We start from the raw sequence: 21,702 nt of genomic DNA, 5'->3' as shown, positions 1-21,702 counted from the left end.
GCTGCCCGATCAGCCCATGATGCCGAGCAGCGCGAGGATCAGCAGGAACAGCGTGGCGATGATGGCGATGAACCACAACAGCACGATCGTGCGCAGGATCGCCGAGCGCCAGCGCAGCTGATACGCCTGTTTCAGCTGCCGGCACAGGTGCACCGGCGGCACCACGAAGGCCAGCGTGCCGAGAACCTCGCCGGGCACCCGCACCGCGCTCGCCAGCGTGATGGCGATGAACAGCAGCGACATCGCCGCGATCGAATAGGTGACGAACACCGCGTGATCGTAGAGCTTGTACTGCCGTTTCCAGAAGAACAGCAGCCACACGAAGGGCAGCGACAGCGGGATCAGCAGCCACGAGAATTTGTAGATGCTCGATTGCAGCTTGTAGAGCATCAGCGCCGGGTTCTTCTGCCACTTCTCGATGCCGTGATCGAGCATGTGCCAGCCGGTGTGGGCGGTGAACCCCTCGTCCTTGTCGACGCCATGGGAAAGATTCGCGGCGGCGGCGTTGAGGCGGGCGAGCTCGCTATTGGCATCGGCAATATCGCGTTGCAATTCGGCACGATCCGGATCGTCCGCCGCTAGCCTGGCAAGCCTGGCCACGTCCTTGTCGCGGCTCTCCGTCTGCTTCTTGATTGATAGCTGGACCGCAGCCGCCGGCTTCGTCAGTGCACTGTCCAGATCGGTCGGCGTCGAGATGCCGAGGATCTGGAAGATTGCGAACATCGTGAAGATCGAGAACAGGAACATCGCCATCGGCGAGACGAATCGCGCGCGCTCGCCGGCGATGTAGCGGCGGGTCAGGTCGCCCGGCCCCCAGGCGAGCAGCGGCAGCGTGCGCCACATCTTGCCCTCGAAATGCGCGACGCCGTGGAGCAGCTCGTGCCCGATCGCCCCCAGCGATCGGTGGACATGGCCCGATTGCCCGCATTCGTGGCAATGCGGGCCGATCAGCGCGGTTCCGCAATTCAGGCAGATCGTGCCGTGCCCGTGGCCACCATGCCCATGGCTCTCCCCGGCATGCGGCTCCACCGCACGGCCGAGCATGCCCCCCATCACCAGTTCGCCGGCTGCGTCGATTTCCCCCATGGCGCCCGAGGCTATCAGCTTCGCGACGCCCATGCTAGCATCTGCGGCATGGCCGATATCGACACGCCCGACACCCAGATGCTGATCGCCGACATGGGCCGCCGCGCCCGTGCCGCCGCCACGGTGCTGGCGGCGCTGCCAAGCCCGGCCAAGGCGGAGGGCTTGCGGTCCGCCGCCGCAGCGATCCGCGCGTCGCAGGACGCGATCCTCGCCGCCAATGCCGAGGACATGGCCGCCGGCAAGGCGAATGGCCTGTCCGATGCGATGCTCGACCGGCTGCTGCTCGATGCCAAACGGATCGAGGGCATGGCGGCCGGCGTCGAGGCCGTCGCCGGGCTGGAGGATCCGGTCGGCAGCGTGCTCGACGAGCGGACCCGCCCCAACGGGCTGGTGCTCAAGCGCGTGCGCGTGCCGATCGGGGTGATCGGCATCATCTACGAGAGCCGCCCCAACGTCACCGCCGACGCCGGCGCGCTGTGCCTGATGTCTGGCAACGCGGCGATCCTGCGCGGCGGATCGGAAGCGATCCGCAGCAACTGCGCGATCCATGCCGCGCTGGTCCAAGGGCTGGTCCAGGCGGGCCTGCCCGCCGATGCGATCCAGCTGGTGCCGGTGACCGATCGCACAGCAGTGGGCGCCATGCTCACGGCCGAGGGGCTGATCGACATGGTCGTGCCGCGCGGCGGCAAGAGCCTGGTCGCGCGGGTGCAGGCGGAGGCGCGCGTGCCGGTGCTCGCCCATCTCGACGGGATCAACCATAGCTATGTCGACCGCGCCGCTGATCCGGCGATGGCGCAGGCGCTGGTGGTCAACGCCAAGATGCGCCGCACCGGCATTTGCGGCGCAACCGAGACGCTGCTGATCGATCGCGGTTTCGCCGATCCCAGGCCGATCCTGGCCGCGCTGGCCGAAGCGGGCTGTGAACTGCGCGGCGATGCCGAGGTGCAGGCGCTCGACGTGCGCGTGCAGCCCGCGAGCGACGAAGACTGGGATACCGAATATCTCGAGGCGATCCTCTCGGTGAAGCTGGTCGACGGGGTGGAAGGTGCAATGGCGCACATCGCTGCGCACAGCTCGCACCATACCGACGCGATCATTACCGAGGATGCCGATGCGGCCGCGCGCTTCCTGAACGGCGTCGACAGCGCGATCGTGATGTGGAACGCCTCGACCCAGTTCGCCGATGGCGGCGAGTTCGGGCTGGGCGCGGAGATCGGCATCTCCACCGGCCGCCTGCATGCGCGGGGACCGGTGGCGCTGGAAGGCCTCACCACTTATAAATGGCTGGTGCTCGGCACGGGCCAGGCGCGGCCTTGAAGGCCGGTGGGGCGGAGCGTAGATTGATCGCATGAACAAGCCGGCGCGCATCACCGCAGAACTCTCCGCCGAGACGCTGGCGATGGTGGAAGAACTCGCCGCCTGGCAGGGCCGTAGCGCCGCCGAGTTCGCCGCCGAGGCGATCCAGCGCGTCGCGGAATCGGAGGCGGATTACCGTGCCTTCATCCAGGAAGGTCTCGACGCGATCGAACGCGGCGACGTGGTCCCACATGCCGAAGTAATGGCAGAACTCGATGCGATGATCGAGCAGCACCGGCAGCGATGCCAGGGCTGATCTGGTCGGCGCCTGCGCGTCAGGATCTGCGGACGATCAATGGCTGGCTTCGTGAAAATCGATCTCCGGACGTCGCCCAGCGTCGACTGGTGTCACTGCGCGCGCGTGCCGATCTCCTGACGCGTTTCCCGCATGCCGGGCGCCCAGTTGGCGATGGGTTCCGCGTCCTGAAAATCTATGACACGCCCTATCTGCTCGTCTATCAGCTCGGCGAACAGGATGTGGAGATCGTTCGCATTCGCCACGAACGGGAAGATTGGCTCGTCACCCCTTGAAACGCATCGGACTTCTCGGGGGCTCGTTCAATCCGGCGCATCGCGGGCATCGGCGGCTGTCGCTGCATGCCCTGCGCGCGCTCGATCTCGACGAAGTGTGGTGGATGGTCTCGCCCGGCAACCCGTTGAAGGACAAGGCCGGCATGGCGCCCTTCCAGGCGCGGATGGCCTCGGCGCGGGCGATGGCACGGCATGCGCCGATCCGGCCGACTGCGATCGAGAAGCGGATGAAGACCCGCTATACCGCCGACACGCTCACCAAACTGCCCCGGCTCTACCCGAATCACCGCTTCATCTGGCTGATGGGCGCGGACAATCTCGCGCAGTTCCACCGCTGGGAACGGTGGCGGCACATCGCCCGTCAGGTTCCGATTGCGGTGATCGCGCGTCCAGGGTATGACAGGGGCGCCCATGCAAGTCCTGCAATGGGTTGGCTGCGGCGCGCTGTGCGGCCCGCAGGCCAGGCGAAACATTGGACGCGATGGAGATTGCCGGCACTTGTGCTGTTGCGCTTCCGCCCCGATCCGACGTCGGCAACAAGCCTTCGGGCTGCCGATCCCGCCTGGCACCGGCGATTCCTCGGCACTTCTCCGAACATGGAAAAGGAAGGGCCGACGCCGTCTCCACTCACATTGCACAGACAGTCGCTAGACTAGGAGCAACCTTGGCCACTTCCCCCAATATGCAGCGTTCGAACGACGCCGACAGCGTCGAAGCGCTGCATAGGCTCGTGCTCACCTCGCTGGAGGACGATCAGGCGGTGGAAACCGTCTCGATCCCGCTCGCCGGCAAGAGCAGCATCGCCGACTATATGGTGATCGCATCGGGCCGCTCGACCCGACAGGTCGCCTCGATGGCGATGAAGCTGGCCGACAAGCTCAAGGCCGAGCAGGGCCGCACGCCCCGCGTCGAAGGCTTGCCGGCCGCCGACTGGGTGCTGATCGACGCGGGCGACGTGATCGTCCACCTGTTCCGCCCGGAAGTGCGCAGCTTCTACAATCTCGAGCGGATGTGGTCGTTCGAGGGCCAGGCCTGATCTGATCCCGAAGGCCCGCGCGCAATGCTGCTGCACATCGTCGCGCGCGGCCGGATCGGACGCAGCCCCGAGGCCGAACTGGTCGACCGCTATCTGAAGCGAGTGACCTGGGGCACGCGCGTCACCGAACTGCCCGATACCGGCGGCAAGATGCCGGTGCTGGCGCCGGGCACCCGCGTGGTGATGCTCGACGAACTCGGCGAAAACCTGCCGTCGAAGACGCTGGCGAGTCGGCTCGGCACCTGGCGCGACGACGGGGTGCGCGAAACGCGCTTTCTGATCGGCGCGGCAGACGGGTTCGACGATGCCGCGCGTGCCGAGGCCGACATGCTGCTCAGCTTCGGCAAGGCGACCTGGCCGCACATGATGGCCCGCGCGATGCTGGCCGAGCAGCTGTGGCGCGCGGTCTCGATCCTCGCCAACCATCCCTATCACCGCGAAGGCTGATGAGTCCGCCCCGCAGCCTTGGCATTGCTGTGGCGCTGGTCGCGATCGCCATGACCGGGGTGCGCGCAAAGCCCGAGCCCGATGCGGCCCAGCAGATTGCCCGCACCGCCACCGAAGCGGGCCAAGCCGCAAAAGCCGCGGAGGCGCGTGCGGCCGAACTCGACAAGGCCGCGGCCTTGGAGCGTGACGGCGAAGCCCGGGCCCGCGCCGAACAGGCGGCGGCGGCACAGCGCATCAAGGCAGCGGAGGCCGAGCAGGCAGCAGCCGAGGCACGGGTGGCGCTGCTCGACCGGTTGCTCGCACGCCAGCGCACCGCCTTCGCCGAGCGGCAGCGGCCGGCCCTCGAGCTGGTCGCGGCACTGCAGGCGATGGCGCGGCGACCGGCGGTGCTGGCGCTCGCCCAGCCGGGCTCGGCGCAGGATCTGGTCCATGTCCGTGCGACGCTCGCGAGCCTGTTGCCTGCGCTCGAAGCGCGCAGTGCCGAGGTGCGCGCCGACCTCGTCCGGTCGCGCGCGCTGCGCATCGCCACCGCGCGGGCCGTGGCCGAGCTGAAGCAGCACCGCTTGGCGCTCGAATCACGGCGTCTGGCGGCGCTCCAGCTCGAATCCGAGCATCGGCTGCGGGCGATGACGCTCGGCCGGGAGGCATTGGTGGAATCGGATCGTGCGCTGGTGCTGGGCGAGAAAGCGCGCGACCTTGTTGCCGATCAGGCGCGGCGCGAAAGCGCGGCGCAGGTCCGATCGGATCTGCTGGGCCTCGCTGGTCCGCTGCCGCGCCCGGGCGCGCGCGCCGAACGGGCGAGCGGCCCGAGCCCCTATCGTCTCCCCGTCACCGGCCGGCTGGTCACCGGCTTCGGCGAAATTTCCCCCGCCGGCGTCCGCGCGCGCGGTCCAGCATTCGCCGTGCAGCAGGGCACCGCCGTTCTTGCGCCCGCGGCCGGCGCCATCGTCTATGCAGCGCCGTTCGCCGGCTATGGGCAGGTGGTGATCGTAGACCATGGCAAGGGCTGGACCAGCCTTCTCTCCGGCCTCGCCATGCTGGCGGTGCGGCCCGGCTCGCGCGTTGCCCGAGGGGAGCGGCTCGGGACTGCCGGCCCGCGTGTCACGGTCGAACTGCGCCGCCGGGGCCAGCCGCTGGACCTGACCCAATTGCTCGACTGACACAGCGTGCAAATCCCGTTATCCTCGCCTACATTGATAAGGTCGCCCTTCCGGAAAGTCTCTTGATGCTGCGTTCGTTTCTTCAGGTTTCCGCCGCCGTTGGCGCACTCGCGATCATTCCCATCACATCCGGTGCCATGGCGGGGGTCGATACCAGCAGCTATCGCGAGCTCGATACCTTCATGGAAGTGTACAACACCGTGAAGGCCAATTACGTCGACAAGGTTGACGACAAGACGCTGGTGAAGGGCGCGATCGAGGGCATGCTGGCGGCGCTGGATCCGCACAGCAGCTATGCCGACGGGCTCGATTTCGACAATCTGAAGATCCAGACCGAGGGCAATTACGGCGGGCTGGGCCTTACCGTCACCCAGCAGGACGGCGCGGTGAAGGTGATCGCGCCGACAGAGGATGGCCCCGCCGCCAAGGCCGGGATCAAGTCGGGCGACTTCATCACGCATCTGGACGGCAAGTTCATCGTCGGCGGCAGCCTGGACGAGGCGATCACCCAGATGCGCGGCAAGCCGGGCACCAAGATCGCGCTGACCATCGTGCGCCCCGGCGCCGACAAGCCGCTGCAGTTCACGCTCATCCGCGAGATCATCACCCAGAAGCCGGTGAAGTGGGAGATCAAGGACGGCGTCGGCATCGTCAACATCAACACCTTCACCGCGCATACCGGCGGCGACACCGCGCTCGCAATCCAGGCGATCGAGAAGAAGCTGGGCCACAAGCCGCTCGGCTATATCGTCGATTTGCGCGAGAATGGCGGCGGCCTGCTGACCGAGGCGATCGCGGTCGCCGACGTGTTCCTGACGCATGGCGAGATCGTCTCCCAGCGCGGCCGCGAGAAGACCGATATCGAGCGCTATTATGCCGAAAGCGTGTTCCCGGGCGATCTCGCCAAGGGTCTGCCGGTGATCGTGCTGACCGACTCCGGCACCGCTTCTGCCTCGGAGATCGTCGCCGGCGCGCTGCAGGACCATCACCGCGCGGTCGTGATGGGCGTGCGCAGCTTCGGCAAGGGATCGGTGCAGACGATCATGCCGATGGGCCAGCGCGCCGCGCTGCGGCTCACCACCGCGCGCTATTTCACGCCATCGGGCCATTCGGTGCAGGAAGGCGGCATCAAGCCCGACATCGTCGTGCCGCAGCTCTCCGACCCCGATTACAAGTCGCGGCCGGTGCTGCGCGAAGCCGATCTGCGCCGCCACCTGATCAACCAGGAGAAGGTGGACGACAGCGTGCTCGAGGAAGATACCGCCACCGATCCCCGCTTCACTGCTACCGCGGACGAGTTGAAGAAGAAGGGCGTCGAGGACTTCCAGCTGAACTATGCGGTGCAGACCATCGCGCGGCTGGGCAAGACCGCAACCGCGAGCACGGGCAAATGAGCCGCATGCCGCGCAACGTGCCGGTGCTGGCGCGCTGGATCGCGCTGCTGCTCCCGCTCACCCTGCTTGGCGGCGCGCTGGGATCGCAATTCATCGGCGGCCTGGTGCCGTGCGAGATGTGCGTGTGGCAGCGCTGGCCGCACCTCGCGGCGATCGTCGTCGCGGCGCTTGCCTTCTTCGCGCGCGGGCGGCGCCAAGTCGCGGCGCTGGTACTGCTCGCCGCGCTGCTGATCGCGCTGAGCGGGGTGATCGGCGTCTATCATGCCGGCACCGAATATCAGTGGTGGCAGGGAATCACCGCCTGCACCGCCGCGCCTACGCACGGCTCGGCGATGGACATGCTCACCGAGGCGCTGCGCCGCCCGATCGTCCGCTGCGACGTGCCCCAATGGACGATGTTCGGAATCAGCCTGGCAGGCTATAACGCGATCGTCTCCCTGGGCGGCGCGGTGCTGATCGCGCTGCTCGCAACGCGGAAGTCGGTACGATGAGTTGGAAGCCGGGCGATCGGCGCGAGTCCCATGACGCGATGGTCCGGGTGGACCAGGCGGGCGAATATGGCGCGACGCGCATCTATGCGGGCCAGCTGGCGGTGATGGGCGATCGCTCGCCGACCGCGCGGCTGATCGCCGGGATGGCCGGCCAGGAAGAGCATCACCGCGCCTTTTTTGACGCGCTGATCGCGAAGCGCGGCGTGCGGCCGACATTGCTTCAGCCCTTCTGGGACGTGGCAGGGTTCGGCCTAGGCGTGGTCACGGCCGCACTGGGGCCGCAGGCGGCCATGGCATGCACCGCGGCGGTCGAAACCGAGATCGATCTCCATTATCAGCAGCAGCTCGCGCAATTGGGCGACGAGGATCCGGAACTGCGCGACGCCGTCGCGCGATTCCGCGATGAGGAGATCGAGCATCGGGATACCGCGATCGCCTCGGGCGCGGAAAGCACGCCTGGCTATCCGGTACTCTCGGCGCTGATCCGCGCCGGATGCCGGTTTGCGATCGGCGTGTCGAAGCGGATCTGACAGCGGCTATTCAGGCGCGCCCCGGCAGGATGGCGCGCACAACAGGAGAAACGCAGGTGCTCAAGAGGATCGCCATCATCACCGCGGCCGCCGCGGCGCCGCTGCTCGCCGCCGCTCCGGCGCAGGCGCAGAATGCCGTGCAGAACGGCGTGCTGATCATCTACGGCAACGACAAGTGCCCGACCAACAAGAACGGCGAGGAAATCGTCGTCTGCCAGCGGCTGGACGAGGGCGAGCGCTTCCGGATCCCGAAGAACATCCGCGAGACCACGCCGACCACGCCGCAGAAGGGCGAGGCCTGGGCGGTCCGCTCGCAGGATTCGCTGACCACCGGCAATTTCGGTACCGGCAGCTGCACCGCAGTGGGCGCGGGCGGCGGTACCGGCTGCTTCGTGCAGCGCGCGACGGCGGCACGTGCCGAGCGCCGGGCGCAGAAGAAGGCCGAGACCGACCTGCCGCTCCCCTGATCGTGGCTCAGCCGCGCGCCCGGGTGATCCACCCGGGCGCCGGCAGGCGAACGGCATCGGCGATCAGCCACAGCATCGCCACGCCGCGCACGCTTGCCGCCAGCAGGATGTCGTGCGTGGTGGCATAAGGCCAGGCATTGGACATGCCGGCGAACCACCAGAATTCGGCAAAATAGGCGGCCACGTCGCCGATCGCGAACAGGGCCAGCGGCCGTAGGCGGGGGCTGGTCATTACCAGCAGCGGATAGAGCCACAGGTCGAACTGGGGCGACCAGACCTTGTTGGTGAGCAGGAACCACGCGAGGATCGGCGTGAACAGCACCCACAGCCGCGCGCGATGCCGTTTCCAGCCCAGTCCCGTAATGGCGGCAGCGCCCAGCAGGAAGGCAAGCGACGCGTAGAAGTTGCGTTCGGCGATTCCGGTTACCCACAGGTTCTGGTTCGACAGGATTTCCCAGGTCGACCCTGCGGTGCCCGCGCGCTGCTGCGAGAAGCGATAGAATTCGGACCAGTTTTCCGGTGCGGCAAGCGCCACCGGCAGGTTCACCGCCGTCCATGTGCCGATCGCGACCAGCGTGCACGCCGCGGCCGTGCGAAACCGCGTCGGCCAGGCCTGGTCCGGCGCGAACAGCGCGGTGAGGCCGATCAGCGGCAGCAGCAGCACCGGGAACAGCTTCGCGGCTGCCCCCAGCGCCGCCAGCGCCGCCGCAAGCACCAGCCGCTGGCGGTGCGCCGCGAGCATCGCCGCCACCGCCAGCGCGGTCGCCCCGAGATCCCAGTTATGGCCGAGATACAGGACCAGCGGCGGCGCCAGCGCCCATAGCCACAGCCGCTGCCGGTCCATGCCAGCCCGCGCGCACATCCACAGGATCAGCCCGGCGAGCAGCGCGTTGACCAGTGTGACGGCGCCCAGGAAGGTCGCAGCGGACGCATCGGTACCGAACAGCCCCCGCGCCAGCGCACCTTCGATCCAGATCTGCAGCCCGGTGAGCACCGGATACTCCATCGGTGTCTCAAGATAGGGAATCAGCCCCTGATCGACGTGCCGCATCCCCCAGAAAGGCACCGCATCGCTGTAGCAGCCGGTGGTGTATTGGATCGCGGCGACCCAGCCATCGGCCATGCAATGCGCCTTGAAGGCCCAGCCGAGCAGGCAGGTGCATGCCATGCCGATTGCCAGCGCCACCACGCGCCCGTCGATCCGCCGAACCATTCTAATTCCCTCCGCTGGCCGCTCGTACAGGGCGGATGGCCCAGCGTCCATCTGGACAACAAGCGGTTGAGAACATAGAAAGAACGGAAATGGCGCAACTCGATACCCGTGCAAAGCTGGCGATCCTCGCCGATGCCGCGAAATATGACGCTTCCTGCGCGTCGTCGGGGACGGCGAAGCGCACCTCGAAGGACGGCAAGGGGCTGGGCTCCACCACCGGCATGGGTATCTGCCACGCCTATGCGCCGGACGGGCGCTGCATCAGCCTGCTCAAGATCCTGCTGACCAACAGCTGTATTTTCGACTGCCATTATTGCATCAACCGCAAGAGCTCGAACGTTCGCCGCGCGCGGTTCACGCCGGCCGAGGTAGTCGAGCTCACGCTCAACTTCTATCGCCGCAATTATATCGAGGGGCTGTTCCTCTCCTCGGGCATCATCCGCTCGTCCGACTATACGATGGAGCAGATGGTCGAGGTGGCGCGGTCCTTGCGCGAAGACCATCACTTCCGCGGCTATATCCACCTCAAGACGATTCCCGATGCCGATCCGGCGCTGATCCACCAGGCCGGGCTTCATGCCGATCGCCTGTCGATCAATGTCGAACTGCCGACGGTGGCCGGGCTCAAGCGGCTCGCGCCCGAGAAGTCCGCGCCGCAGATCGAGGGCGCGATGCTCGGCATGCGCAGCGCGATACTGGACGGGGCGGACGCGCGGAAGCGCTATCGCTCGGCGCCAAAATTCGCACCCGCCGGCCAGTCGACCCAGATGATCGTCGGCGCCGATGCCGCGACCGATGGCGACATCATCGATCGCGCGGCCGGCCTCTATGGCCGCTTCGGCCTGCGCCGCGTCTATTATTCGGCGTTCAGTCCGATCCCCGATGCCAGCGCGGTGCTGCCGCTCCAGCGTCCGCCGCTGATGCGCGAACACCGCCTGTACCAGTCGGACTGGCTGATGCGCTTCTACGAATTCCGGCCCGACGAGGTCGCGCAGGCAGTCGATCCCGCCACCGGCATGCTGCCGCTCGACATGGATCCCAAGCTTGCTTGGGCACTGCGATTTCGGGACCGCTTTCCCGTCGATCTCAACCGTGCCCCGCGCGAGATGCTGCTGCGCGTGCCGGGGCTCGGCACCAAGGCGGTCGCCTCGATTCTCGCCGCGCGCAAGTGGCGGCGGCTGCGGCTGGAGGATGTCGCGCGGCTCACCGTCTCGCTGGCCAAGATCCGTCCGTTCATCGTCACCGCCGATTGGCGCCCGGTGATGCTGACGGACAAGGCCGATCTGCGGGCCTGGGTGGCGCCCAAGAAGGAACAGCTGGAGCTGTTTGCCGCGTGAGCCAAGGCTTGCGAACGACTCGCGGGAGCAACCTAGGGAAGGCCCGCCGGTTGGGGCTGGGAAACCAGGGAGTACCCCATATGGCCGACCAGCCCCGTATCTTCGCCGACCTCATCGCCGATCACGACCGCCAGCGCGACCTGATCGCCAAGATCGACGCCACGTCGGGCGACAGCCCCGAGCGCCGCGACCTGTTCGAGCAGCTTCGCCTCGAACTCCAGTCGCACGCCGCGGCGGAAGAGGAATCGCTCTACGCGACGATGCTCGCCAATCCGGAGCTGCGCGAGGATGCGCGGCATTCGGTGTCCGAGCACAAGGAAGTCGACGACCTGCTCGGCGAGCTGATGGACATCGAGATGTCCTCGTCGTCCTGGCTCTCCAAGTTCCGCGCGATGAAGGATCGCTACCTCCACCATATCGACGAGGAGGAGGAAGAGATGTTCCCGACCGCCGAGAAGCAACTCTCGTCGGAGGAGGAAGAGCGGCTCGGCAAGATCTTCGAGGCGCGCAAGCCCAAGGAACTGGAGCGCGCCGAGGCCCATCCGCCGGGCGACGAGCGCGAGTAAGCGTTGCGCGCCGTAACGCTTGCCGCCGAGGATGATTTCGAGGGCTGGCGCGATGCGGCGCGGGCGCTGGCCCAGGCGCATGTCGCGCCGCCCGAGGTGGTCTGGCGCGTAGGTGACGGCGGCGGCGATCTGTTCGGCGCCGTTGCCGATCCGCCACCGCCACCCGCCGGCGGCGCGCAGCTGCGTGTGCCGAAGGCATTTGTCGAGCTGGCGCAGGCCGTCGTCCTTCATTCGGACCCGCAGCGCTTCTCGCTGCTCTACACCCTGCTCGCGACCGATCCGCACCGGATCGAAGACCGCGCCGATCCACTGGTGCGCCGACTGGAGCTGATGGCCAAGGCGGTGCGCCGCGACATCCACAAGATGCGCGCCTTTGTCCGCTTCCGCGAGCTGGTCGACGAGGGCGGCTCGCGCTTCGTCGCGTGGTTCGAACCCGAGCATCACATCGTCCGCGCCAATGCCCGTTTCTTCGTCGAGCGGTTCGCCAGCATGCGCTGGTCGATCCTCACGCCCGACGTTTCGCTGCATTGGGACGGCACCACGCTCTCCGAAGGCCCTGCCGCCGCCCGCGGCGATGCCCCCGCCGATGATCCGGTCGAGGCGGTGTGGAAAACCTATTATGCCTCCATCTTCAATCCCGCCCGCCTCAAGACCGGCGCGATGCTGAAGGAAATGCCGCGCAAATACTGGAAAAACATGCCCGAAACCGCGTTGGTCAAGGAGCTCGTGGCGGGTGCGCGGGCGCGGGAGACGGCAATGGTGGAAACGTCGCGCAGCGCGGTCGGCGGTAATGTCGAGGGTGCCTGGGAGGCGCTCCGCGACGAGGCGGCGGCGTGCACCCGCTGCCCGCTCTACAGGCCCGCCACCCAGACGGTGTTCGGCGAGGGGCCGCTCGATGCCGACATGATGCTGGTCGGCGAGCAGCCGGGCGACCAGGAGGATCTCGCCGGCCGCGCCTTTGTGGGGCCCGCCGGCCAGATGCTCAACAAGGCGCTGGACGAGGCGGGGATCGATCGCGCCCGCGTCTACGTCACCAACGCGGTCAAGCACTTCAAGTTCGAGCCGCGCGGCAAGCGGCGCATCCACGCCAAGCCCGATGCCGGCGAGATCACCGCCTGCCGCTGGTGGTACGAGCAGGAACTCGCGCTGGTCCGCCCCAAGCTGGTCGTGGCGCTCGGCGCCACCGCCGCCCGCCAGATCACCGGCAAGGCGGCGACCATCTCCAGGCTGCGCGGCCAGCAGCTCGCGCTGCCCGAGGGCGGTACGGGTTGGGTGACGGTGCACCCCAGCTACCTGCTTCGCTTGCCAGATGCCGATGCGGCAGCGCAGGCGTACAGGGACTTCGTCGCCGATCTGCGCGGCGCCTGGGCCCTGCTTCCCTGATCGCGCCCCTTGCGCGAAACGATCCGCACGCCGATGTTTGGGCTTTAACCCCCGTCCTGTAAGGGACGGGCGATCGGCATTGGACGCATTGGGGATTTTGGTGGCAGATCCATACGTAACGCTCGGGGTGGCGCGCAGCGCGAGCGAGGACGAGATCAAGAAGGCCTATCGCAAGCTCGCCAAGGAGCTGCACCCCGATCGCAACAAGGACAATCCCAAGGCATCGGAAAAGTTCAGCCAGGTCACGCAAGCCTATGACCTGCTGACCGACAAGGACAAGCGCGCGCGCTTCGACCGCGGCGAGATCGACGGCGACGGCAATCCGATTGCGCCCTTCGGCTTCGGCGCAGGGGCCGGCACTGCCGGCGGTGCCGGCGGTTTCCGCCCTGGTGGTGGCCAGTTCGATTTCGGGGGCGGCGGCGAGGCCGATATCGGCGACATCTTCGAAGGGCTGTTCGGCGGCGGCAAGCGCGGCGGCGGTGGCGGCTTCAGCGGCGGCTTCGGCGGCTTCGGTCGGCGTCCCCAGCCCAAGGGCGCCAACATCGCCTATCGCCTCGCGGTCTCGTTCGAGGATGCGGCCAGGCTTGCGCCGCAGCGCATCACGCTCAAGGACGGCAAGACGATCGACCTCAAGCTGCCTGCCGGCGTCGAGGAAGGCACCCAGATGCGCCTGGCCGGCAAGGGCGAGGAAGGCCCGGGCGGCGCCGGCGACGCGATCGTCACGATCGAGATCCAGCCGCACCGTTTCTATGTGCGCGACGGCGACGACATCAAGCTGGACCTGCCGATCACGTTGGCCGAGGCAGTGCTGGGCGCGCAGGTCCGCGTGCCGACGCCCGATGGCCCGGTGATGCTGACGGTGCCGAAGGGTTCCAGTTCGGGCAAGGTGCTGCGCCTGAAGAACCGCGGATTCCACAAGCGGGGTGGGGCGCGCGGCGACCTGTTCGTCACGCTGATGGTCGATCTGCCGGTCGACGACGACGCGCTGATCGAATTTGCGCAAGGCTGGAAGACCAAGGGGAACCCGCGGGGACGCATGGGCGTCTGACGCCAGTGGACGATCCGACGCACGCCTCGATCTCGCCCCAGTCTCCCGAAGGTCGGCGGCTGGGAGTCGGCGGGAAGGTTCCGCGTCGGCTCGCCGAGCTGGGCGTGACCGAGCGGATGCTGGAGATCGCCAAGCGCGTCGCGATCGGCACGTTCAACGACGGCTTCACCTATGCCGGCAATCTTGCCTATCTGTCGCTGGTAACGCTGTTCCCTTTCTTCATCGTCGCGACTGCGCTGGCGAGCCTGGTCGGCCGCACCGGCACCGGCGTTCACGCGCTCGAGGCATTTCTCCAGACCGTGCCGCCGGACGTCGCCAAGCTGCTGCGCGATCCGGTGATCGAGGTGCTGCACACCCGCAGCACCGGCGGCCTGCTGTGGTTCGGCGCGCTGGTCGGGCTGTGGACCACGGCGGGTTTCATCGAGACGATCCGCGGCATCGTCCGCCAGGCCTACGGGGTCTCCTCCGACAAGCCCTTCTGGCGCTACCGGCTGGGTGCGATCGGGATGATCGTGGCGGCGGTGCTGATGGTGATGCTGGCGTTCGCCTTCCAGGTGATCCTCACCGGGGTGGAGCAGTTCCTCTACCGAATCCTGCCTTGGGCGACCGAGGCGCAGCGCTTCGCCTCGGCCAGCAAGGCGGTGCCCGGCTTCGCGCTGTTCGGCGCGCTCTATGTGCTGTTCTTCGCGCTCACCCCCTCGCGTTATCGCTCGCGCCGCTACCCCAAATGGCCGGGCGCGCTGTGCACCACCCTTTGGTGGCTGAGCGTGACCGGCGGGCTGCCCTGGGTACTCTCGACGCTGGGCGGTTACGGCGCCACCTATGGCAGCCTCGCGGGCGTGATGGTCTCGCTGATCTTCTTCTTCCTGGTGGGCCTCGGCGTTGTCTTGGGGGCCGAACTCAACGCCGCTCTGGCGGAAGTGCCCGAAGCCGGTCTAGAGGGGGAGCAAGGACAGGAGATTCAGAAGACGTGACCGGATTGATGCAAGGGAAGCGCGGGCTCATCATGGGCCTCGCCAACGACAAGTCGCTGGCATGGGGTATCGCCAAGGCACTGCACGCCCAGGGTGCGGAACTGGCCTTTTCCTATCAGGGCGACGCGCTGCTCAAGCGGGTGAAGCCGCTGGCCGAGCAGGTCGGATCCGATTTCCTGATCGATTGCGACGTTGCCGACATGGCAGCGCTGGACACCACGTTCGAGACGCTGGCAGCGCGCTGGCCGACGATCGACTTCGTCGTCCACGCGATCGGCTTTTCGGACAAGAATCAGCTGCGCGGCCATTATTACGACACCACGCTCGACAACTTCCTGATGACGATGAACATCTCGGTGTACAGCTTCACCGCGGTGGCGCAGCGCGCACAGCGGATGATGCCGAACGGCGGCAGCCTGCTGACGCTCAGCTATTATGGCGCCGAGAAGGTGGTGCCGCACTATAACGTGATGGGCGTCGCCAAGTCGGCGCTGGAAACCTCGGTCAAATATCTCGCGATGGACCTCGGCCCGGAGAACATCCGCGTCAACGCCATTTCGGCGGGACCGATTCAGACGCTGGCGGCGCGCGGCATCGGCGACTTCAACTATATCCTCAAGTGGAACCAGCTGAACTCGCCGCTCCGCCGCAACGTGACGATCGAGGATGTCGGCGGCGCAGGCCTTTATCTGCTGTCCGACCTGTCCTCAGGCGTGACCGGCGAGACGCACCATGTCGACGCCGGTTACAACGTGATCGGCATGAAGGCCGAGGATGCACCGGACATCGCGCTGGCCTGACACAGGCCGGGGCGGTGATGTGCCGCCCCGCTCAGTCCGCGCCGAGCAACCAAAGGCGCGCCTGCTCGACATCCTCGAACAGCCTCGCGCGGGGCCGCGCCTCGACGATGCGGCGGATCTGCAGGCGCGTCAGCATGGTCGAGGCGACGAAGGCGAGCCGGCGCGCGCCGCGCGTCGTCTCCGTGTCGGCGAAATTCTTCAACACGAAATCGGCCGTCGCCTGCGGCAGGACGTGCACGCCGCGCGCATCATAGAGCGTGCAATGCCGCCCGGCACCAGCCCCCAGGCTGAGAACCGCCGCCCCAAGCTCTTCCGCGATCCACCCCACATCTTCGGGCGAGGGAACGCCGGCCAGGGTCACGTGGACCAGGCGAAGGTCACGATCGACATCGATCTTGAAGTCGACAGTGTACGGCGAAGTTACAGCCATCGAAACGATGTCGACGAGTCGCCGCGTCCGGTCAACTGTCCGGCGGGACAGTAGGGGCGTGCGATCGGGGGTACCGCGCGGCAGCCCTTGTCAGACGCGCACAACGCCCAGCTCATGAAACGGCTTCGGCTCCTCCGGCGGGCGCGCAGGCTCGTTGAGCTCGCACTGCCAGATGCCCACGTCGATCCACTGGCCGTGCTTGTACCCGGCCTCACGGAACACGCCGGTGCGGCGGAAGCCCACCGCCTCGTGCAGCGCGATTGAACTGTCGTTGGGCAAGGTGATCATGCCGAAGGCATGGACGAAGCCTTGGGCGCGGAGCGTATCCACCAGCGCCTCGTAGAGCAGCCGCCCGGCGCCGCGGCGCTGCGCGGTATCGGCCATGTAGATCGAGCATTCGACGACATAGCGATAGGCCGGGCGATCGCGGAACTTGCTGGCATAGGCATAGCCGATCACGCCGCCGTCGATACCGTCGCCATTGGTGGCGACCAGCCAGGGATAATAGCCCTCGCTCGCGGTCATGCGCGCCGCCATGGCCGCGGCATCGGGCGGCTCGATCTCGAACGACGCGGTGCCGGTCAGCACGTTGGGCGCATAGATGGCGGCTATCGCGGCGGCGTCTTCGGCCGTGGCGGCGCGGATCCCGATCATTTCGCCGCACCCAGCGCGAACTGGAGCAGCGCGAGATCGCTCGGCTGCGCACTCGGCACGCCGAGCGCCATGCACTCCAGGCAGCGAGCCTGGACCGACCCGCTCGCGGTCAGGCGCTTGGCGTCGCCCAGCGCCTGGGCCAGCAGCGCCCGGCGTTCCTCGGCGATGCGCGCATAGGCGTCGGCGCCGCCCGGCGCATCCGCCCAGTTGCCATCGTCCTCGTCGTCATTGCCGAACGAGCTCAGCGCCGCTTCCAGCGCGGCCGCGGCGGCATTGGGCTTCTTGGCGAGATAGACGGGTCGCACCTTGGCCGGATCGAGCTTCGCGCGCTTCGCGGCCTCGGCGATCGCGTCGTTCAGCCCGCCGAATCGATCGACCAGGCCGATCTGGCGCGCGATGCCGCCGATCCACACCCGACCCTGGCCGATCTCGTCGACCCGCTGCGGCGTCAGCTTGCGCGAGGCTGCGACGAGCCCGACGAAGCGGCCATAGCCCGCCTCGATCGCCGATTGCAGGATCGTGTCCACCGTCGCGTTGGTGCCGCCATAGATGCTCGGCTGGCCGGTGAGCGGCGTGCTCTGCACCCCGTCGGTGGTCACGCCGATCTTCGCGAGGCTGTTCTCGAAGGTGGGGATGATGCCGAAGATGCCGATCGAGCCGGTGATGGTGTTCGGCTCGGCGAAGATCACGTCGCCCGCGGTCGACACCCAATAGCCGCCGCTGGCGGCCAGGCCGCCCATCGAGACGACGACCGGCAGCTTCTGCGCCTTGGCCTGGAGGATCGCCTGGCGCATCTGCTCCGAGGCCATCGCCGAGCCGCCCGGCGAGTCGACGCGGACGACGAGGGCCTTGAGCTTGCCGTCCTTCAGGCCGTCGAGTACCAGCTTGCTGACGGTATCGCCACCGGCACTGCCCGCCGCGCCCTTGCCGTCTACGATCTCGCCCGCGATGGTGATCACGCCGATCGCGTCGCCGCTGGTCGGCAGCGGATTGGCCTGCAGCCAGTCCGCCAGCTTGATGCCGTTGAAATTGCCCGCGCGCGCGCCGCTGGGTGCGCCGACCATCTGGGCGACATGGCGGCCGAAGGCGATGCGGTCGCCGAGCTGGTCGACCAGCCCATAGGCCTTGTTGGCGCTGGCGATGTCGCCCTTGGCGGCGGTGATCGCCACGTCGGGCTTCATCAGGAAATCGGCGATGCGCGCCTTGGGCCGCGCCTTCTGGATGCCCTCGCGCCACTGGTCGAGCAGGCCGCCGTACAGCGCGGTGTTCGCCTCGCGCGCCTCGGGCGACATGTCGGCGCGGATATAGGGCTCCACCGCCGACTTGAACTTGCCGACCTTATACACGTGGACGTTGATGCCGAGCTTCTCGGTCAACCCCTTGTAATAGAGCTGGCGGCCGCCGGGGCCCATGAACAGCGATCCGCCCATCGGGTGGACCCAGATCTCGCTGGCATTGGCCGCGATCTGGTAGCCGCTGTCGGTATAGGCGGTGGCATAGGCGAGCACCGGCTTGCCGGCGGCGCGGACGCGACCGACCGCGGCGGCGACTTCGCTCACCGTGGCTGGATAGCCGCCGAGGAAGCTGTCGAGATCCAGCACCACCGCCTTCACGCGCGAATCGCCCTTGGCGGCGTCCAGCGCGCGGATCACGTCCCGGGCGCTCACTTGGCCGGCGGCACGCGCGCCGGTCACGCCGGCGAAGGGATCGGCATCGCTCGGCTGCTCGACCAGCGCGCCGTCGAACGCCACGATCAGCGCGCCGTCGCGAATCGTCGCCGGCGTCGGACGGTGCGACAGCGCCGCGAACAGCGCGGAGAAGAACAGGAGGAGCAGAACCAGGACGAGCAGGTCCTTGATTCCGACGAGTATCTTCCAGGCGGTACGAACCAGCTTCACCGACGGCTCCTCAAAGCGTATGCAGCATGCGGTGCTACCGGATGCGCGGGGAGGAGTAAACGACCCGTATTAGCGATCCAACACGGCGAAAAAAGTTCCCGCCGACCCCGTTGACGACGCTTGGACCGCTTCACATATGGCGCTTGTTAGCACTCCGGGGGACCGAGTGCTAAACACCGAAATCCACCTGAAAGAGGATCAGGCAATGAACTTCCGTCCGTTGCACGACCGCGTGCTCGTCCGCCGCGTCGAAGCCGAGGAAAAGACCGCCGGCGGGATCATCATCCCCGACACCGCCAAGGAAAAGCCGCAGGAAGGCGAAGTCGTCGCCGTCGGCACCGGCACCAAGGCCGAAGATGGCAAGGTGACCCCGCTCGACGTCAAGTCCGGTGACCGCATCCTGTTCGGCAAGTGGTCCGGCACCGAAGTGAAGGTGAACGGCGAAGACCTGCTGATCATGAAGGAAAGCGACATCCTCGGCATCGTCGGCTGAGCGACCTCGCACTCTCCTAAACTTCCTAAACTTAGCGAAATTTGAAAGGGCAGTCCCATGGCAGCCAAGGACGTAAAGTTTTCGCGCGACGCTCGTGAGCGCATCCTGCGCGGCGTCGACATCCTCGCCGACGCGGTGAAGGTCACGCTGGGCCCGAAGGGCCGCAACGTCGTGATCGAGAAGAGCTTCGGCGCGCCCCGCATCACCAAGGACGGTGTGTCGGTCGCGAAGGAAATCGAGCTCAAGGACAAGTTCGAGAACATGGGCGCGCAGATGGTGCGCGAAGTGGCCTCGAAGACCAACGACATCGCCGGCGACGGCACGACCACCGCGACCGTTCTGGCGCAGGCGATCGTCCGCGAGGGCATGAAGTCGGTGGCCGCCGGCATGAACCCGATGGACCTGAAGCGCGGCATCGATCTCGCCGTCGCCAAGGTCGTCGAGGACGTCAAGGCGCGCTCGAAGCCCGTCTCGGGCAGCCAGGAAGTCGCCCAGGTCGGCATCATCTCGGCGAACGGCGATCGTGAAGTCGGCGAGAAGATCGCCGAGGCGATGGAGAAGGTCGGCAAGGAAGGCGTGATCACCGTCGAAGAGGCGAAGGGTCTCGAATTCGAGCTCGACGTCGTCGAAGGCATGCAGTTCGATCGCGGCTATCTCTCGCCCTACTTCATCACCAACCCGGAGAAGATGGCGGTCGAGCTTGCGGATCCGTACATCCTGATCCACGAGAAGAAGCTGTCGAACCTGCAGTCGATGCTGCCGATCCTCGAGGCGGTCGTGCAGTCGGGTCGCCCGCTGCTGATCATCGCCGAGGACATCGAAGGCGAAGCGCTGGCGACCCTGGTCGTCAACAAGCTGCGCGGCGGCCTGAAGGTCGCAGCGGTCAAGGCACCGGGCTTCGGCGATCGTCGCAAGGCGATGCTGGAAGACATCGCGGTCCTCACCAAGGGTGAAGTCATCAGCGAAGACCTCGGCATCAAGCTCGAGACCGTCACGCTCGGCATGCTCGGCACCGCCAAGCGCGTCACCATCGACAAGGACAACACCACCATCGTCGATGGCGCCGGTGAAGCCGAGTCGATCAAGGCCCGCACCGAGCAGATTCGCCAGCAGATCGAAGTCACCACCAGCGACTACGACCGTGAGAAGCTCCAGGAGCGTCTCGCCAAGCTCGCCGGCGGCGTGGCCGTGATCAAGGTCGGCGGTGCGACCGAGGTTGAGGTCAAGGAGCGCAAGGACCGCGTCGACGACGCGCTGCACGCAACCCGCGCGGCCGTTGAAGAAGGCATCGTCCCCGGCGGCGGCACGGCCCTGCTGTACGCGACCAAGGCCCTGGAAGGCCTGACCGGCGCGAACGAGGACCAGACCCGCGGTATCGACATCGTCCGCAAGTCGCTGACCGCGCTGGTGCGTCAGATCGCGCAGAACGCTGGCCAGGACGGCGCCGTCGTCTCGGGCAAGCTGCTCGACCAGACCGACACCTCGTTCGGCTTCAACGCCGCGACCGACACCTACGAGAACCTCGTGGCTGCCGGCGTGATCGACCCGACCAAGGTGGTGCGCACCGCGCTGCAGAACGCGGCTTCGGTCGCCGGCCTGCTGATCACCACCGAGGCGACCATTGCCGAGCTGCCGGAAGACAAGACCGCTGCTCCGGCGATGCCGGGTGGCATGGGCGGCATGGGCGGCATGGACTTCTAAGTCCGCGCCCGACGTAAAAAGAGGGGCCGGCGGAGCGATCCGCCGGCCCTTTTTTGTGCCTGTCGTCGAACCCGTCGCTCGCGGCGCCTGCCCCCCCGCGGGAGGGAGGGGAATTTGGGTGATCAATCCTTCTTGTCGTCCTTGTCGACCGGCAGGGTCGGCACCGCGGCGCGGGCGGTGGCGGTCGGTGCCGCAGGCGGCTTGCACCCCTTCGACTGGCCCAGCCCCTTCAGATAGGCCCGGCGGATGGTGCCGCCATAGATCGCCGCGGTCACCCGCTTCTCCTGCTTGTCCGCACCGGTGACCATGCGCACCAGTCCGAAGCCCGGGATCAGCGAGCCGACGATCGCACGGCTGCCCGCAGCGGCGATCGCACCGCCATTGCCGCCCTTGGCGCCGGGCGCATCGGCGTCGGTGCCGAGTACGGCATTGAGGTCGGCGATGCCCGCCCGAATCTGCGTGCAGCTCCTGGTGCCCTGCGACGAATAGGGGGCGGAGGCGGCGAGCAGCAACACGTCCGGAATCTTCTTCTCGTTGATCCGCAGGTCGCGCAACGGTGCTTGTGCGCCGTCACCCACGCTCTGCTTCTGCTGCTGCGCGACGGCCGGCGCCGCCAGGAGCATAACGGCCAGCCCGGCCGCGAGAATCGTGCGCATTTCGTATCTCCCAGATCTTTTGCGAAGCTGTCCGGAAAAGTCGCGGGAGCA

25 protein-coding genes are annotated in these 21,702 nt (G+C 67.3%); 19 read left to right on the top strand and 6 right to left on the bottom strand.

What is annotated here, in order from left to right; all coding sequences use genetic code 11:
- Window positions 1–9 precede the first annotated feature (9 nt).
- Window positions 10–1,086 (bottom strand): DUF3667 domain-containing protein, encoded by a 1,077-nt coding sequence (locus S2M10_RS14725; protein WP_168846736.1) that lies wholly within the window; start codon window positions 1,084–1,086, stop codon window positions 10–12.
- 48 nt (window positions 1,087–1,134) lie between these two features.
- On the opposite strand from S2M10_RS14725, the gene S2M10_RS14720 reads away from it, so the two are divergent.
- From S2M10_RS14720 to S2M10_RS14670, 11 genes are all read left to right on the top strand, one after another.
- The gene (locus S2M10_RS14720; RefSeq protein ID WP_168846735.1) at window positions 1,135–2,403 is read left to right on the top strand and encodes a glutamate-5-semialdehyde dehydrogenase; all 1,269 of its coding nucleotides are present in this window, start codon (window positions 1,135–1,137) and stop codon (window positions 2,401–2,403) included.
- 31 nt (window positions 2,404–2,434) lie between these two features.
- Window positions 2,435–2,698 carry a ribbon-helix-helix protein, CopG family gene (locus S2M10_RS14715; RefSeq protein WP_168846734.1) on the top strand — a complete coding sequence of 88 codons (264 nt, stop codon included), beginning with the start codon at window positions 2,435–2,437 and terminating at the stop codon, window positions 2,696–2,698.
- Complete coding sequence (locus tag S2M10_RS14710) at window positions 2,686–2,973, top strand: type II toxin-antitoxin system RelE/ParE family toxin (RefSeq protein ID WP_168846733.1); 288 nt, start codon at window positions 2,686–2,688, stop codon at window positions 2,971–2,973. Before S2M10_RS14715 ends, S2M10_RS14710 begins: the two co-directional genes overlap by 13 nt.
- Window positions 2,970–3,629 carry a nicotinate-nucleotide adenylyltransferase gene (locus S2M10_RS14705; RefSeq protein WP_168846732.1) on the top strand — a complete coding sequence of 220 codons (660 nt, stop codon included), beginning with the start codon at window positions 2,970–2,972 and terminating at the stop codon, window positions 3,627–3,629. Before S2M10_RS14710 ends, S2M10_RS14705 begins: the two co-directional genes overlap by 4 nt.
- A 26-nt stretch (window positions 3,630–3,655) precedes the next feature.
- Entirely contained in the window at window positions 3,656–4,009 is a 354-nt protein-coding gene (gene rsfS / locus S2M10_RS14700; protein ID WP_064310574.1) for a ribosome silencing factor, read from the top strand.
- Window positions 4,010–4,033: 24 nt separating this feature from the next.
- Entirely contained in the window at window positions 4,034–4,456 is a 423-nt protein-coding gene (locus tag S2M10_RS14695; RefSeq protein ID WP_168846731.1) for a 23S rRNA (pseudouridine(1915)-N(3))-methyltransferase RlmH, read from the top strand.
- Complete coding sequence (locus tag S2M10_RS14690) at window positions 4,456–5,616, top strand: peptidoglycan DD-metalloendopeptidase family protein (protein ID WP_168846730.1); 1,161 nt, start codon at window positions 4,456–4,458, stop codon at window positions 5,614–5,616. The genes S2M10_RS14695 and S2M10_RS14690 overlap by 1 nt, the downstream gene beginning before the upstream one ends.
- A 65-nt stretch (window positions 5,617–5,681) precedes the next feature.
- Window positions 5,682–7,010, top strand: coding sequence for a S41 family peptidase (locus tag S2M10_RS14685; protein WP_168846729.1), 1,329 nt, complete (start codon window positions 5,682–5,684; stop codon window positions 7,008–7,010).
- Window positions 7,007–7,501 (top strand): disulfide bond formation protein B, encoded by a 495-nt coding sequence (locus tag S2M10_RS14680; RefSeq protein ID WP_168846728.1) that lies wholly within the window; start codon window positions 7,007–7,009, stop codon window positions 7,499–7,501. The genes S2M10_RS14685 and S2M10_RS14680 overlap by 4 nt, the downstream gene beginning before the upstream one ends.
- Complete coding sequence (locus S2M10_RS14675) at window positions 7,498–8,031, top strand: demethoxyubiquinone hydroxylase family protein (RefSeq protein ID WP_168846727.1); 534 nt, start codon at window positions 7,498–7,500, stop codon at window positions 8,029–8,031. Before S2M10_RS14680 ends, S2M10_RS14675 begins: the two co-directional genes overlap by 4 nt.
- Window positions 8,032–8,087: 56 nt before the next feature.
- Complete coding sequence (locus S2M10_RS14670) at window positions 8,088–8,498, top strand: hypothetical protein (RefSeq protein ID WP_348770611.1); 411 nt, start codon at window positions 8,088–8,090, stop codon at window positions 8,496–8,498.
- A 7-nt stretch (window positions 8,499–8,505) separates the two neighbouring features.
- Here the strand turns inward: S2M10_RS14670 and S2M10_RS14665 are convergent, their stop codons facing one another.
- On the bottom strand, window positions 8,506–9,711 hold the full coding sequence (locus S2M10_RS14665; RefSeq protein ID WP_168846725.1) for a hypothetical protein: 1,206 nt from the start codon (window positions 9,709–9,711) through the stop codon (window positions 8,506–8,508).
- Window positions 9,712–9,800: 89 nt separating this feature from the next.
- Here S2M10_RS14665 and S2M10_RS14660 point away from each other — a divergent pair, with 89 nt between their 5' ends.
- The 6 genes from S2M10_RS14660 (at window position 9,801) to fabI (ending at window position 15,819) form a co-directional block, all read left to right on the top strand.
- A complete protein-coding gene (locus tag S2M10_RS14660; protein ID WP_168846724.1) occupies window positions 9,801–11,048 on the top strand; it encodes a putative DNA modification/repair radical SAM protein in 1,248 nt (415 codons plus the stop codon).
- An 80-nt stretch (window positions 11,049–11,128) separates the two neighbouring features.
- On the top strand, window positions 11,129–11,614 hold the full coding sequence (locus tag S2M10_RS14655; RefSeq protein WP_168846723.1) for a hemerythrin domain-containing protein: 486 nt from the start codon (window positions 11,129–11,131) through the stop codon (window positions 11,612–11,614).
- Between the two features lie 3 nt (window positions 11,615–11,617).
- Window positions 11,618–12,997, top strand: a complete 1,380-nt coding sequence (locus S2M10_RS14650) for a UdgX family uracil-DNA binding protein (RefSeq protein WP_168846722.1) — start codon at window positions 11,618–11,620, stop codon at window positions 12,995–12,997.
- Between the two features lie 100 nt (window positions 12,998–13,097).
- Window positions 13,098–14,045 (top strand): J domain-containing protein, encoded by a 948-nt coding sequence (locus S2M10_RS14645; RefSeq protein ID WP_168846721.1) that lies wholly within the window; start codon window positions 13,098–13,100, stop codon window positions 14,043–14,045.
- 5 nt (window positions 14,046–14,050) lie between these two features.
- Window positions 14,051–15,019, top strand: a complete 969-nt coding sequence (locus S2M10_RS14640; RefSeq protein WP_168846720.1) for a YihY/virulence factor BrkB family protein — start codon at window positions 14,051–14,053, stop codon at window positions 15,017–15,019.
- Window positions 15,016–15,819 (top strand): enoyl-ACP reductase FabI, encoded by an 804-nt coding sequence (gene fabI / locus S2M10_RS14635; protein WP_168846719.1) that lies wholly within the window; start codon window positions 15,016–15,018, stop codon window positions 15,817–15,819. Before S2M10_RS14640 ends, fabI begins: the two co-directional genes overlap by 4 nt.
- 31 nt (window positions 15,820–15,850) lie before the next feature.
- Here the strand turns inward: fabI and S2M10_RS14630 are convergent, their stop codons facing one another.
- The 3 genes from S2M10_RS14630 to sppA all read right to left on the bottom strand — a co-directional run bounded on the left by S2M10_RS14630 (window position 15,851) and on the right by sppA (window position 18,801).
- A complete protein-coding gene (locus S2M10_RS14630) occupies window positions 15,851–16,249 on the bottom strand; it encodes a hypothetical protein (RefSeq protein WP_168846718.1) in 399 nt (132 codons plus the stop codon).
- Window positions 16,250–16,339: 90 nt separating this feature from the next.
- Window positions 16,340–16,903 carry a GNAT family N-acetyltransferase gene (locus S2M10_RS14625; protein ID WP_168846717.1) on the bottom strand — a complete coding sequence of 188 codons (564 nt, stop codon included), beginning with the start codon at window positions 16,901–16,903 and terminating at the stop codon, window positions 16,340–16,342.
- On the bottom strand, window positions 16,900–18,801 hold the full coding sequence (sppA, locus tag S2M10_RS14620; protein ID WP_168846716.1) for a signal peptide peptidase SppA: 1,902 nt from the start codon (window positions 18,799–18,801) through the stop codon (window positions 16,900–16,902). Before sppA ends, S2M10_RS14625 begins: the two co-directional genes overlap by 4 nt.
- Before the next feature lie 205 nt (window positions 18,802–19,006).
- Between sppA and groES the strand changes: the two genes are divergently transcribed.
- Entirely contained in the window at window positions 19,007–19,294 is a 288-nt protein-coding gene (gene groES, locus S2M10_RS14615) for a co-chaperone GroES (RefSeq protein WP_010544804.1), read from the top strand.
- A 57-nt stretch (window positions 19,295–19,351) separates the two neighbouring features.
- Window positions 19,352–20,995, top strand: coding sequence for a chaperonin GroEL (groL, locus tag S2M10_RS14610; protein WP_168846715.1), 1,644 nt, complete (start codon window positions 19,352–19,354; stop codon window positions 20,993–20,995).
- Between the two features lie 122 nt (window positions 20,996–21,117).
- On the opposite strand, the gene S2M10_RS14605 is transcribed toward groL, so the two are convergent.
- A complete protein-coding gene (locus tag S2M10_RS14605) occupies window positions 21,118–21,651 on the bottom strand; it encodes a hypothetical protein (RefSeq protein ID WP_168846714.1) in 534 nt (177 codons plus the stop codon).
- Window positions 21,652–21,702: the final 51 nt, after the last annotated feature.

This window comes from Sphingomonas sp. S2M10, assembly GCF_012650175.1.
Lineage (GTDB): Bacteria > Pseudomonadota > Alphaproteobacteria > Sphingomonadales > Sphingomonadaceae > Sphingomonas.
This window is presented reverse-complemented; position numbering and strand designations above follow the sequence as displayed.